Raw genomic sequence first — 14,594 nt, 5'->3', positions numbered from 1 at the left:
TGTTTAATAATAATGACACCCTCAGCTACGATGAAAGAAAACCAAGACTTTATTCCACTAAAAAAGTATCGCACCGCTGCCTTAGCGAGTTTATTTATGTCGATATTTGTGGCTGGTTTTTTGTGTATGCATTTATATCATATAAAGCTCAACCGCGCTTTTGCTCAGCATCAAGTATATTATGAAGCGATAGATACTCAAATTGTTCAGAAGGTGGCTGAGGCGAGTAATGTCATCGACAATATTTTTTCAAGCCTTATGCAGCCATTGGTGTACGAGTTTGATAGTTCGATTACTCACGCAATTGAAAAAAACAATAATTATTATCATCAGCTCGATGGTGAAGGTGGAGAAATTGTGGTTCGTAAAGCGCCACATTCAGCTTTGGATGTGCCAGATAATTGGCAGCAAATACTTGCATTGGGGCCTGCATTTAACACTGCATTAGCGTTAATTCCAGCTTTAGATGCCATTGCCTATGTTAAAGAAGGGCAATTTGCGTTTGTTCGTCGCAGAGACAACAGCACGAGTCATATGTTAAGTGCCATGCTTGATGGGGCGTTAGCACCTGACTTTTCTCAATCTAATTTTAGTAGCAGTCGACGGGTAAATATTGAAGGGAAACATTATTTTAGTATTGCTAAGCAAAGTGGCAATGCAGAGGGAGAATATGTGGTACTCGTCTATGACAGTGCCGATGTTGCAAGTTGGCTTAGGGACGTTACATCAGAACATATAACAATTACCCTGTTTAACAAAGATAAGCTGAATCTTCTCAATGATGATGCAGTTGAACTGAAGTCAAAAACCTCCATTAACGAGATAGCACCTTGGGAAGATGGCGTGCAACTTTATAGGTTAAGAGCACACATGCCTATCGATGTTGTTTATGCCCAAGATGAGGCACAGTTTCGCAACCCTGTTTTAATAGAAGTATTGCTGGAGTTTGGCTTTTTATTAATATTTATGGTGGTGATTTACCTATTATTGAGTTGGTTAGGAAACCGTATTTTTATCTACCCAGTGAGTTACTTCTTAAGTTATTTGACCTATCAAGAAAATGCGCCAAAAGGTACGTTTGATTATGTAGTTCCTGTTGATTGGCAACCGTGGTTTGCGCGTGTTAAGCAAGTTGTCACACAAAAGCAAAGTTTACTGGAACAGTTGCAGCGCCATAATGAAGTTCTTGATGAACAAGTGCAATCACAAAAACGAGCATTATCACGTTCTTTAGAAGCAAAAGAGCGTCAAGCAGCGCTGTTAAACACGGTATTAGACAGTGTACCTGATTTGATATATTTCAAGAATATAGATGGTTCATTTATTGGATGTAACCGAGCGTTTGAGTTGTTTTTAGGTATTGAAAAGTCTCAACTAGTTGGTCGTGAACAAACTGAAATTACCAGTATGTACCCAGAATTTCTAACCCTTGAGCAGCAAATGCTTAATGAAAAAAAAGCAATTACTCAAACCATTACCTTAGATGATAAGAGTTACATGTTAACTTTAAGCCCATTTTTGTGTGCTCAGCGAGGCATGTTAGGTAGTTTGGGTGTGGCGCAAGATGTAACGATGCAGCAACAAGCGATAAAAGCACTGCAAGCATCTGAAGAAAGCTTTAAATCGGCTATGGAATATGCGCCAAATGGTGTCATTTTAGTGTCTCTTGATAAGGAGGTGCTAGCTATGAATAAAGCTGCTCGTCGTTATTTAGATAAAGCGACGGTTTCGCCTCTTGTGCACTTATCATCACTATTTACAGCAGATGGTTACTTAGCTATTTCTCACGTGCTGAGCATGCTTTTAAAAGATACAAAAAAAGTGCTTGAGCTCAGTATTTCGCAAAATGAACCTTATAGTTGGTTGCAGCTAAGTGCATCTTTGGTGTGGGATAAAAAAAAGGTCGCGAAATATTATGTTTTGCACTTGCAAGATATTACGAGTTTAACTCAGGCAAAGTTAGACGCAGAAAGGGCTACGTTGGCTAAAAGCCGTTTTATTGCCAATATTAGTCATGAGATCAGAACGCCACTTAATGTAATTCAAGGTGTGGTGGGGATTATTAAAAAACAGCAGGTAAGTGAACAGCACAGCACCATGTTAGGCCAAGTTGAACATGCTTCCGAGCAATTGTTGAATATGCTCGATAGTATTTTGACTTTTGCTAAAGTAGAAGGTAAACAACAGGCTGTGTGCATACAGCCATTTAGTGTGGCTACTACGGTACGAGATTGTTTAGAATTAATTACGCCTTTAATAGAGAAAAAGCAGCTGAAGCTGATTGTTAAAGTTGATGACCGAGTTTGGCCTGTGTTACAAAGCGATGAAAATAAAATTAAACAGATTTTGTTGAATTTACTAAATAATGCTGTGAAATATACGCAAAGTGGCACTATCACATTAAGCTTGACGGTCGAAGATAGCAGCTCAGAACAGCAAAGTGTCCGCTTTAGTGTGGCCGATACAGGTATTGGTATTAAACATGAAGATCAACAAAGGTTATTTGATGCTTTTACTCAGGGTGATGAGTCTTTATCACGCCAGCATGAGGGAATTGGGTTAGGCCTTGCCATTGTTAAGCATGAAGTCACGTTACTCGGAGGTAATATTTCACTGAACAGTGAACTTAACCGTGGTAGTGAATTCTACTTTACCTTAAAAATGGACAAAGCAGTGTGTGTAGTCGCTCAGGCTTACTCGCCAGTATTGTGGTTATGTAAAAAGGAAAGAGTGGTTGATTACTTAAAACAAGCAGATATATGCATTGTTTATAGCGCCAACGAAGCGATAATAGAAATGACACAGCGTGAGTATAAATCGCTTGTTGTTTGCGACCCCAATGAGGTTAGCGCATTACTACAGCATGCCCCACAATATATTGAGAGGTTAGAATCGGTTATCAGTACCCAGCTGCAGTCTTTCTCTAAAACAACATGCAATGCACCTTTGACAATTATGCCTGATGAAATGTTCTTACAAAGTGCATATAGCTGTTTGTTGTATGAGCAAAATAGTCAAATGCTAATTCAGGCTCATAAGGATATTTCTGGATGCCTGTGCTTAGTAATTGATGACAACAGCTTAAATTTAGATATTACAGCAAATATGTTGCTTGCTTTAAATATTAATGTGGTAGTTCAAAATTCCGCATCCAACCTTGTTGAGGTCGTTTCGGCCTTAAATCCCGATCTCATTTTGATGGATATTCACATGCCTGTGATTGATGGTTTCCAAGCGACTAAGGAGCTTAAGCAGACATTAGAGAGTTTTAGCAATCCAATTATTGCGCTAACGGCAAATGCACAACGCAGTGAGCAAGAGCGGGCGCTTGATGTAGGAATGTGTGATTATTTAAACAAACCAGTCTCACAAGCAAAATTGCATCAAGCGTTGCAAACGCACCTACAAAATGAAGATGTTTTTTTCGACAGTCAACTCGGGTTGCAACAAATGATGGGAAATGTTGAATTATTGAGCAAAACGCTTGAAAAATTCGCTAATATGTGTACAGAATATTTGCAGAAAATTGACACTGAAAATGAGTTAACCAAACTGCAGATGATAGCTCATAATGTTAAAGGTGCAGCTGGTGGTGTTGGCTTTGTTCACTTAGCTACTACAGCGAAGCAACTTGAACTGCATTTGAAAGATCATGGCACGTTACAAAATAGTACGCTAGTGAAAAATTTAGTGATGTGTTTAACTCAAGTACGCCAATATATATTAATGAAATATCACGGTGAATAAATGCAAAACAATACCTATGTATTAGTTGTTGATAGTGACCCTTTAAATCGTGTGGTGCTTGAAAATACACTGAGCGAGGACTGTCGCATAATATTAAGTGATAACTCAACCAGTGCATTGCAATTGATTGCTAAACACAATGTTGATTTAATCATTACCGATATCACCTTAGCTGATGACCTGGGAGGGCTATTTTTGCAACGTTTAAAAGAGTCTCCCGATACTTATATGATTCCAGTTATTATTATTTCATCTAGTAACGCCTATAGTGATGAAGTGAGAGGTTTACAAATGGGGGCGGTAGATTACATCACTAAACCGTTTAGCCCTTTAATAGTAAAAGCTAGAGTAAAAATGCACTTAGCATTGAAACAAAAAAGTGATTTATTGGAAAAGCTTGCATCAGTAGATGGATTGACCGAGTTGCCTAATCGTCGCTTATTTGATAAACATTTTGCGCAACAATGGCAGTTATGCCAAAGCGACAAAAGTAGCCTTGCGCTGTTATTAGTGGATATCGATTATTTTAAAGAGTACAACGATGAGTATGGCTATGCTGGTGGTGATGAGTGTTTAGTCAAGGTGGCACGGGCGCTAAAGCTTGTGGTTGAACAGCAAAAAGGGTTTATTGCGCGCTATGATGGCGTAAGATTTGGTATTACTGTATCGGGCTACTCAGCCCATCAAGTTGAGGCCTTAACTACTGCGATGCATGATGCTATTGATAAGCTATTACTGTCGCATCAGTGTTCCCCGATATGTGCACATGTGAGTATCAGTATTGGGATTGTTTATACTAGAGAAAGCTTCTCTTTAGGTGTGACAAACTGCTTACAGCAAGCTGATTGCGCATTGGTTGCAGCCCACACAAACCAAGAACGTATGGTAATGATAAATAGGTGAGGTAACTCTCACCTATTTATCTAGCGTTTTATAGTAGCTCTGCCATCGCACTGTCACCAAAACCAATTAATTTCGCATCTTTAAAAACCAACGGTGTACATTCATCTTTGGTAACTTTACCATCAGAATGCTTGCTGTTAGTGGCAAAAAATAACACCTGATAAACATTATCGCCTTTTTTAACGAGCTCTGTGAATTCTGGTGTATCAAATGAATTTAAAACACTTTGGTAATCGGCACCAATATCTAGCTTGGCTATTTTTTTGCGATTGTCATGTTGTGTCTTCTCCCAGTTACCATTGTGCTTTACCCAACCATGATCTACTTCGCCGTCAGAGACTGCCACAATACAACCTGAAAGGAGTGGTGTTGCAAGTGCAGCAACTAAAAGTAATTTTTTCATTTTTATATGGTCCTTAACATTATTTGGCTCTATATAAGCAAAATTATTGCCAATAGTAAAAAGGTAAATTGTTTCAAATAGTTATATTGTGTTGCTAATTATTTTAAATGTGATTTAGTTTTAATAATTCGTTATTTTAGCTAATTTTTGATAAATTACACCACTTTGTTTGTTGTGCTACTTTTAATAAATTTTTGAATGTTGTCAGCGATTTGCTGCACCAAACGAGTGATTGATTCTTCGCTCGCCCAGGCAATATGTGGTGTCACTAATAGATTTTCACCACAATAATGAAGTAGTGGATTGTTTGCATCGGCTGGCTCTTGCGATAGTACATCAATGCCTGCACCTGCTAATTGCTTGTTATTAAGCGCATCTACTAAAGCTTGCTCATTTACGATGCCACCTCTTGCCGTATTGATCAGCACCGCAGATGGTTTGAGTAATGACAGTACTGATTCATCAAATAGGTTTTTTGTGTGCTCTGTCAGTGGACAGTGGACTGATATAATGTCAGCTTGTCTTAAAGCTTGATCAAAATCTGTGCGTCCAGCTCTTATTTTTTTGCGATGTCGACGCTCTGCAATAACAACATGCGCGCCAAAAGCATGGGCTACATTAGCAACTGCTTTTCCTAGTGCACCGTAACCGACGATGACAAATTGTTTCGCATTTATTTCGCTGATTGAGTGATCTAAACGACAAAACATATCACTTTTTTGCCATAAGCCTTGCTTACAGTCGTTGTTATAGCGATGCACATTGCCCATTAAATTACCTAGTAACGTAAACGTGTGCTGTACGACGGATGGCGTTGAGTAGCCGGCAACATTTTGAACCGTGATATTATTCGCTTTAGCAGCATTTAAATCGATATTGTTGGTCCCAGTAGCTGCAACGCAGATAAGTTTTAAATTGGGTAGGCATGCGATGGTGCTGGCATTTAAAATAACTTTATTGGTGATAATGATATCAGCGTGTTGGCAACGTGATATAACTTGTGTTGGTGGTGTGTTGCTATACACAGTCACTTGACCAAGCTTTTGTAATGGTGATAAAGAGGTATTTGCAAGGGTTTTAGCATCAAGTATTACGATATTCATATTTTTCTCAAAAGTTATTGACCTTAGTGTTAACTCTAAGGTTTATACTTTATCACGAAATAAAGGAGACAAAGATGAAAATCGGAGAGCTAGCAAAATCGTTAGGGGTATCAACAGATACGCTACGGTACTACGAGCAGCATAACTTATTAACCCCGGATTCAAGAAGTGAGTCAGGGTATCGAATGTATAATCAAGCACAGCGACGGCAAGTGCAGTTTATTCTTCGTGCTAAAGATGTGGGTTTTAGCTTAAAAGAAATCCATGAGTTATTACAAATCAGTATTGATAAGCATCAACATAGTTGCGAGGAAGTGAAAGGTATTACGTTACAAAAACTGGCATTAGTCCGTGCGCGTATCACTGAATTGCAACGTTTTGAACAATCTTTATCTAAACTGGCTCTGCGCTGCTGTGGTGGATTAGAAAGCGCTGACTTTTGCTCTATCTTAACTGTGTTGGAGGATATAGATGGAATTGATAACTAATTTTTGGCAGCTATTTTTATTATCAGCGCCTTGGCTAATGCTTGGTTTATTCCTAGCGGGTTTACTCAATGTGTTTATTGCAAAAGACTTCTTGCAACGTCACTTAGGTCAAGAAGGTTTTTGGACCACAGTTAAAGCAGCGCTAATTGGTGCTCCTATGCCATTGTGTTCATGTGGTGTTATCCCCGCAGCAATCGGTTTAAGAAGAGCAGGAGGGTCAAAAAGTGCGACCACTGCATTTTTAGTTTCAACGCCAGAAACGGGGGTTGACTCTATTTCTGTTTCTTATGTTTTGCTTGGTCCATTTATGGCTGTGATCAGACCAATTGCAGCCATTTGTAGTGCGATTGTAGCTGGCGTATTGGTTGGAAGAGAAGATAAATCTATTCAAGCTAGTACTACTAAAAGTATAACTAATAATGATAGCTGCAGCACGGCAAAGTCCGCATCACAAGTTCAGGAAAGTCATTGTTGTAGTGATAAAACGCTTAAAGCAACAGGAGAATTAAGTCCGAGTTGCGATGATACAGCTGAACAAGCGCAGCCGCTAGGTGTAAGCTGTTGTGACAATCAATCTGCACCGCAACAAGCAACATTTATCAATAAACTTTATCAGGCACTGAGTTTTAGCAGCAACAAGTTACTCTCAGATACCATGGTATGGTTAATGGTTGGTTTGTTTTTTGCCGCGCTTGTGCAAACTTATGTCCCTGAATCTTTTTTAAGTCAGTGGGGTAGCGGGGTACTGGCAATGCTGGTCGTTATTTTGATTAGCATTCCAATGTACATTTGTGCTACTGCATCAACACCGATTGCAGCAGGTTTACTTATGGCTGGCGTGTCTCCAGGCGCGGTATTAGTATTTATGTTAGCAGGACCTGCAACCAATATTGCTACATTGGGTGTAGTAGCTAAAGAACTTGGCCAACGCGCTGTTTTTGCCTATTTAGGTGGCGTTGTTGGTGTGGCCATTATATTTGGCTTGTTAACTGATTTTTTAGTGTCAGCCTATGGATTTATTGTTCAGCCAATGCATCAAATGCAGCATGAAGTACTACCTCAGTGGTTAACACTGTTGAGTGGGGCCGTGTTACTCGCTTTGATGCTTCGTTTAGCGTTACTAGCTGGCTGGCAAAAAATGGTAATAAAATAGCCTATTAAGCACTTGCAAAGGTGGTCAGACTTGATAATCTTGGCTTCCCACAGATAAGCGCGATAAAATACGACGTTTTGAAGTTCAATCCTTAGATAAATGAGTAGTTTAGTGGATAAGTACGCACAGATAAGACCTTATAACGACGATGAAGTACCCGCGGCTCTGGGGCGTTTATTAGCTGATAATGACTTTATCGATGTTATCGCGAAGTACAATTTGCCAGCTTGGTTAAGTCATTGGTCTGCGCTTTCACGACCTCTGGTACGCGTAAGATTACGTATTAAATGGGGTGGATTCAGAACAGTTGAACAGGTTCAGCAAGAAGTGGCTTATTACTTAGAGATGCTTATCAATAATACAACCTCTAAAGTCACTTATTCTGGCCTAGATAAACTTGAAAAAGACGGTGCATATGTGTTTATTTCCAATCACAGAGATATTGTCCTGGATCCGGCGTTAATGAACTGGGGGTTGCATCAACACAACATGCATACAGTACGCATAGCCATTGGTGATAATTTGTTGCAAGTGCCCTATATAACAGAGCTGATGCGTTTAAATAAAAGTTTTATCGTTAAGCGCTCAGCGAAAGCACCAAAAGAAATGCTTAAAGCGCTTACGCAATTATCAGGTTACATTTTTGACTCATTACAATCAGGGCATTCAATTTGGATTGCACAAAAAGAAGGGCGAGCAAAAGATGGTGTTGATCAAACCGATCCAGCTTTACTTAAGATGCTTCAATTGCATGGACGTAAGTTAAAGTTACCCTTTGACGAGTATGTGAGAACTTTAAAAATTGTACCAGTATCAATATCCTACCAGTATGAGCCGTGTGCTATCGCCAAAGCCAAAGAGTTAGTTCATAAGCGAGAGTTTGGGGCTTACGTAAAAGCTCAGGGTGAGGATATCGAGAGTATCTTAGAGGGAATACGCTCTGATAAAGGTCATGTACATGTTGCATTTGGTGAACCGATTGCTGATCACTGTGATACACCTGATCAGTTAGCGGATAGTATTGATCGACAAATATTGAGTCATTATTATCTGCACCCAAGTAATTATATTGCAGCTGGAGAAGACAGTGAAGCGAGTCCTCAAGAGTTACAAGACTTTTTGAAACGATTAGAAAAGGTGCCCGAGGAGTTAAAAGCGCAAGTTCTTGCGATGTATGCCGAGCCACTGAAAAGAAAATTAGTACCATAAGCAAAAAAGTACTTTATTATGTAGAAAAACCACTCTTAATTAGAGTGGTTTTTTGTTTGCTATTAGCCCATAAAATCAAGTTATACTGATAATAAGAAACTGGTATGGGTATTATGGAACAAATAGAAATTTTTGAGATCCCCAGTCCATGTAAGGGGATCTGCCAAGTCAACAACCGAGGCTACTGTAAAGGCTGTTATCGCAGTCGTGAGGAGCGCTTTGCCTGGAATGACTTAAATAATGCCCAAAAGCGTAAGGTCACCGTGTTGTGCCAGCAACGCTATAAACGTTATTTGGCAACTAAGAAAAAGCAAAATGCACAAAATGATAAGCCAAATGAACAGCAATCTTTAGACTTTTAAGAGTTGGTAGCCCATCAGCTTAAAGGTCATATATAAAGATATGATATAATAGTGGGTATCTCTAAATTTGAATTAATGATGTGATAACGATGAGTTTTAATTTATGTAACTTACCTAGGCAAGAGAAGTATCAAATTCAGCTAGATTATGAAGCATCTTTTTGGGCTTACCAAATTAAACGCTCAAAAAGTACGCGCGAATCTGTTTATCAAGCAATCAATAGCCGACCGCAATCAGAGCAAGAGATATTGAAACAACGTTTTGAGTATTACCTTAGCATTATGCTTGCGGGGTAATGTGCGAGTTATTCAATTGAATGCAGTCGCTACTCCATTGATAAATAAGTTTTATCAACAGCATCGAGGTAGAGGTAGAGCAACCAAACAAGATCAAAATTGGGTCGCTAAAGATTTGCATATAATCGCAGCCTGTCGGGTGCAAAACAAAGAAGGCTTGTTACTTTTATCTAGCGTTTTGGTTGCCCCGGAGCACCGTGGTAAAGGGGTTGCAAGGGCATTGCTAACTCAAACTCTTATCCATCAAAAAGGTGATGTTTATACATTCGCATATCGACATTTGTACAGCTTTTATCAACGGTTGAATTTTGTTGAATGCCTATTGCCACCTTCACTGCAGCCATATTTCAACAGTTATATTGCGCAAAAGCGTGATATTGTGGCAATGTGTTTATCCAAGTAATGTAATCTGTAGACATATGCAAAACATCTTTTCAAGGTTCTTAGTACTGCTGTTCCCCCTCATTTTATGCAGTGTGGCAATACACGCTCATGCGTCTCAAGAAGTGACTCGTTTATCTCCCTCCGAAGGGTTGTCGCAAAGCTATGTAAATACTTTAATGATTGATAACAAAGGTTTTTTGTGGCTATCAACTGAAGGGGGTCTAAATCGCTATGATGGTTATCAAGTACTCACTGTTAAGGGGCCGCAAGGCGTATTAGATGAAGCTGTAATTGATAGTATTTATCAAGACCCGCAAGGCCGAGTATGGATAGCATCGCGTGCAGCTGGTTTACACGGCTATGACCCTCAAAAGGATAATTTTCGCAAATATATGAATCCACCTCGTAATGAGCTGGAATTTTTACAATATGGCGTGAATGATATGTTATCAAAGAACGAGCAGCAATTATGGTTAGCTCGCGGCGATAACGTGTCAGTACTTGATATAGAATCAGGGGAAATTAATGTTGAAATTCAGTTGCCTATTGATAAAGAGACTGGATTTTCACGTGATTTACTCAGTGTGGGTGATTATTTATTTATAGCCAGCTCTGAAGGCGTGTTTGTCTATCACCAAAAGCTAAAGAAATTATTACTTATTAAACATATTGATAAGGTGGTGCACGAGTTTCAAAAATACACAAAATCATTGGCATTGTTAGACCCAGAAACATTGCTAATTGGTGCTGTGCAAGGTTTGTATAAGGTTGATATTAGTCAGCTTGAAAACCAGTTTGGATATGCCGATAACCGCTGGCAATATGAAACGCTTATTAGTGATTTAAATATATGGAAAATAACGACTAAGCCAAATAAATTAGTACTGGGTACAGATAAAGGTTTAATAGATTTTGACGTACATACACGAGCTATAAGCCGAGATCACCGTATAGCTCAAAGTGTATATAGTTTGGCTGATACGAGTATTATTGACTTTGTTGAAGATCAGCAAGGTGCATTATGGGTTGCCACAAAAATGGATGGCGCATTCTATTTACCCAAAGAGCAGTCTAATTTTAATAATGTTAATGCGCTCACCGTTAAAGGTGCGGGTTTCTCTCATAGTAATGTTTGGGATTTGCAAGCGTATGATGGCAAAATTTGGGCTGCGACTAATGATGGTTTAACGTGCTATAACCCAAAAACGGGAAAAACAGCGAATTACCTCAAAGGCTACTTAGGTGAAGCGGTATTACCTGAGTTTTCTGTTTTGCGGCTGTTTTTATACCAAGATGAGTTTTGGTTAGTAACCAATCGTGGATTGTTTGTTTTTAACCCCAAAACTAACAATATTAGACGCCCACCTGTTGAAGGTATTCAGAATCAAGAGATTATACGAGATATTGTATTTGGCATAACATTGTTGCCAAGCGGTGATATTTATTTTGTAAACAATAATGAAGGTTTTTTTCATTATGATATTGAGCAACAGACTCTGTCTCGATTAGAGGGTGATTTACAAGATAAAGACTCATTCTTATCGCATGGTTTTATGGCTCCCTTAGGGGATAAACCAGATCAACCTTTGTTTTTTTCCGGAGGGATACTTTATCGCTTTATTCCAAAGACGCAAAGTTTAAAACAAATCTATGCCGGGCCAAATGCAAATGAACAATCACCTGATATGCTTTTGACTTACACGATAGATAAGAACAATATATTGTGGTTAGTGATGTCAAATATGGGCCTTATTGGACTTACGCTTGATGGCTATGAAGTGGCGCATCAGATTGATCTGCGACAGCTAAAACTAGAGACGCCTATGTATGAAATGCGCCAAGATGCCGCTGGCATGATTTGGATGTCATCTCATAAAGGAATTTGGCGTTTAGACCCTGATAATTTACATATGCAGCGATTTACTACTGAGGATGGGTTGTTCACCAATGAATTTAATTGGGGGGCATCAGAGCAACTTGAGGATGGCAGTATTGTATATGGTTCACTGAGAGGGTTTACGGTGTTTGACCCAGCAATTAATCGACCCACAAAGCCTTTGTTATCAAGAGTGATTATTACCTCTGTAGAGCTAATGTCGCGTAAGTTGGAGTTAAATGGACTAAAAGCAATTGAGCACTTAGAACTGGATTATGACGATTTAGGTTTGGAAGTGGCATTTTCGGCGATGATCTTTAACTTTCAAGACCGGGTGGTGTTTGAGTACCAAATATCTGGTGGGCAAAAAACATTAACACGTAGTAATAATCGAGTTGTATTTCCAAAGCTTAATCCGGGTAGTTACCAACTTAAAGTATGGGCCAAAGACCCATTAACTGGCGAATATACTCAGCCTGCTAAATTAAACATAAAAGTTAAATACCACTTTTGGCGCTCACCAATGGCATTGGCTGCGTACATTTTATTTGCGTTTCTTTGTTTTAGTTTATGGATGTATAGGAAAAACAAAGTTGAGCAAATGATAATTGCAGCCCATAAAGAAACTCAAAATAGTGAGGCGAGGCTTAAGCTGGCATTGGAAAGCAGTGGTTCAGGGGTATGGGATTGGCAACTAGATAATCATTTTATTTTTCAGCCAAGGCTAACAACAGAACTCGAGTATCCAAATGATAACGTGACATTTGATGAGTATTTAAAAATTATTCACCCCAGTGATAGAGCGCTGTTTAGAATTGAGTGGTTAGAGTTTGTCTCAACCGATAAAGGAACCTTTAATTGCACTTATCGACTACAACATAAGCAAGGGTATTGGCGGTGGTACAAGGATTATGGCAAAGTGATGGCTTGGCGTGATTCTATCCCTGAGCGAGTAACAGGTACTTATACCAACTTAACAAGAGAGCGTATTTTTGAAGAGCGTGCGCGTTTGTTTGGTGCTGCGTTTGAGCAAACACGCGACTGGGTTTTTATCTTAGATAGGAACTTACGTATACAAGCATGTAATACAGCATTACAGCAAGCCTTTGAAATTGAAGCTGAACCAGACTCTAGTACCAAGCTTAATCTAGGCTTGAGTCGTCAAGTACGAATGCGTTACCTTCGAGCAATGACGCAACTTAAGCCTGGTGAGCATTATAGTGTAGAAGAGCGCTTAACCCAGCCAAGTGGTGAGGTATGTTTTGTGCTGATTAAAGTCAGTGCTGTGCCAGGCTCAAATGGTGAGCTTGAGAACTACGTAGTTGTGATGACAGATATAAGTTCGCAAAAACGCACTGAGCAAGAGCTTTATCAATTAGCAAACTATGACGTCCATACGCAATTACCTAACAAAGTATTATTCATTGACCGAGTGCAGCATGCGCTGTCTCAGGCACAACAGGGTGTGCCAGTTGTCGTGATAGCACTGCGTTTTAAGCGATTAAAAAGATACCAAGAAACACTCTCAACAGAGCAGTATGTCAATGTTGCCCGCCACCTTGTGAGTATTTTGCGGCAAAGTTTCCGTGAACAAAACAGCATTGGTGTTGAGGGAAGCCAAGAGTTTTACATATTAGTAGAGCAGGTCAAAGATGTATCTGAAATAACGCGCTATATCAGTGAACTCATACAGCAATTTGAAAAGCCAAAGGTTATTTGTGCTCATGAGCTGTCTTTGGATGTGTGTATTGGGGTTGCAAGTGCGCCAGAGGATGGCACTGAAGCGTTTGCGCTTTGCCAAAATGCCAAACTGGCACTTAGTCATGCTATGCATCAACCAAATGCAGGTGTTCACTTTTTCAAACAAGAGATGAATAAGCAAGTACAACGTACATTCTTACTTGAAAAAGACTTACGCCGTTTACTAGATAATGGTGATTTTTCAAATAGTTATCAGCCGATTATTAATGGAACCAGCAAAAAAATTGATGGTTTTGAAGTCTCTATAAATTGGCCTAATATTTTACAATATGATGCTAAGAGCATCGAAGCGAGCGTGTCTAAAACTGGTTTATGCTCTTTAATTAGGCTGCGAACATTGGAGCGAGCATTAATTGAATTAAAGCAGTGGCATTGTCACGATGATCAATTATATATTGCGTTGAATTTATCTGCGGCAGATTTTAAAAACACCAAATTACTGAATCAAATTAAAGACATTCTGTCACGCACTGGTGTAGCAGGGCGATATATTGCATTTGAAATTACTGAGTCTGTAATGATGAGCGATATTGCTCATGTCTTAGAGATTATGTATCAGCTTAAGGTGCTGGGCTGTCGATTATTTATGGATGACTTTGGTACAGGTTATGCCTCTTTGACGTATTTAAAGCAGTTTCCAATTGATGTATTGAAAATTGACCGCAGTTTTGTTGCTGAAATTGGCGTAGATAATGAACACGAAGTGATAGTGCATGCAAGCCTGTCTCTGGCTCATAGTTTAGGTATGCAGTGTATTGCAGAGGGCTTAACGACACCTGCTCAATTAAGATTTTTGCGTATGTTAGGGTGTGATTACTTTCAAGGCTCACTTTTTTGTACGCCTCAATCAGGTGATCAAGTTGCAGTTTTGCTTGAGAAAAACTGGCAACCAAGTTTTTCTTAACGATT

11 protein-coding genes are annotated in these 14,594 nt (G+C 39.3%); 9 read left to right on the top strand and 2 right to left on the bottom strand.

The features are described from left to right. Positions 1 to 30 precede the first annotated feature (30 nt). On the top strand, positions 31 to 3,747 hold the full coding sequence (locus SANK73390_RS07030) for a hybrid sensor histidine kinase/response regulator (protein WP_462764940.1): 3,717 nt from the start codon (positions 31 to 33) through the stop codon (positions 3,745 to 3,747). Next, on the top strand, positions 3,748 to 4,650 hold the full coding sequence (locus SANK73390_RS07025; protein WP_462764937.1) for a GGDEF domain-containing response regulator: 903 nt from the start codon (positions 3,748 to 3,750) through the stop codon (positions 4,648 to 4,650). It abuts the gene before it with no gap. Positions 4,651 to 4,678: 28 nt separating this feature from the next. On the opposite strand, the gene SANK73390_RS07020 is transcribed toward SANK73390_RS07025, so the two are convergent. Both SANK73390_RS07020 and SANK73390_RS07015 read right to left on the bottom strand, forming a co-directional pair. Beyond that, on the bottom strand, positions 4,679 to 5,053 hold the full coding sequence (locus SANK73390_RS07020; protein ID WP_462764936.1) for a DUF3192 domain-containing protein: 375 nt from the start codon (positions 5,051 to 5,053) through the stop codon (positions 4,679 to 4,681). A 155-nt stretch (positions 5,054 to 5,208) separates the two neighbouring features. Beyond that, positions 5,209 to 6,156, bottom strand: a complete 948-nt coding sequence (locus tag SANK73390_RS07015; protein WP_462764934.1) for a D-2-hydroxyacid dehydrogenase — start codon at positions 6,154 to 6,156, stop codon at positions 5,209 to 5,211. A gap of 74 nt (positions 6,157 to 6,230) precedes the next feature. On the opposite strand from SANK73390_RS07015, the gene zntR reads away from it, so the two are divergent. From zntR to SANK73390_RS06980, 7 genes are all read left to right on the top strand, one after another. Then, positions 6,231 to 6,644, top strand: coding sequence for a Zn(2+)-responsive transcriptional regulator (gene zntR, locus SANK73390_RS07010; RefSeq protein ID WP_462764932.1), 414 nt, complete (start codon positions 6,231 to 6,233; stop codon positions 6,642 to 6,644). Next, positions 6,628 to 7,797 carry an SO_0444 family Cu/Zn efflux transporter gene (locus SANK73390_RS07005; protein WP_462764931.1) on the top strand — a complete coding sequence of 390 codons (1,170 nt, stop codon included), beginning with the start codon at positions 6,628 to 6,630 and terminating at the stop codon, positions 7,795 to 7,797. The genes zntR and SANK73390_RS07005 overlap by 17 nt, the downstream gene beginning before the upstream one ends. 99 nt (positions 7,798 to 7,896) lie before the next feature. After that, positions 7,897 to 9,006, top strand: coding sequence for a 1-acyl-sn-glycerol-3-phosphate acyltransferase (locus tag SANK73390_RS07000; protein ID WP_462764930.1), 1,110 nt, complete (start codon positions 7,897 to 7,899; stop codon positions 9,004 to 9,006). A gap of 113 nt (positions 9,007 to 9,119) precedes the next feature. Next, the gene (locus tag SANK73390_RS06995) at positions 9,120 to 9,368 is read left to right on the top strand and encodes a DUF1289 domain-containing protein (RefSeq protein WP_462764929.1); all 249 of its coding nucleotides are present in this window, start codon (positions 9,120 to 9,122) and stop codon (positions 9,366 to 9,368) included. An 89-nt stretch (positions 9,369 to 9,457) separates the two neighbouring features. Then, complete coding sequence (locus SANK73390_RS06990) at positions 9,458 to 9,664, top strand: DUF3283 family protein (RefSeq protein ID WP_261592498.1); 207 nt, start codon at positions 9,458 to 9,460, stop codon at positions 9,662 to 9,664. 1 nt (position 9,665) lies between these two features. Further along, positions 9,666 to 10,067 (top strand): GNAT family N-acetyltransferase, encoded by a 402-nt coding sequence (locus SANK73390_RS06985; protein WP_462764928.1) that lies wholly within the window; start codon positions 9,666 to 9,668, stop codon positions 10,065 to 10,067. Positions 10,068 to 10,083: 16 nt separating this feature from the next. Then, on the top strand, positions 10,084 to 14,589 hold the full coding sequence (locus SANK73390_RS06980) for an EAL domain-containing protein (protein WP_462764927.1): 4,506 nt from the start codon (positions 10,084 to 10,086) through the stop codon (positions 14,587 to 14,589). Positions 14,590 to 14,594: the final 5 nt, after the last annotated feature.

Source organism: Pseudoalteromonas sp. SANK 73390, assembly GCF_054966645.1.
Note: the sequence above shows the minus strand (reverse complement) of the source record. Positions and strands in the feature narration are given on the sequence as shown.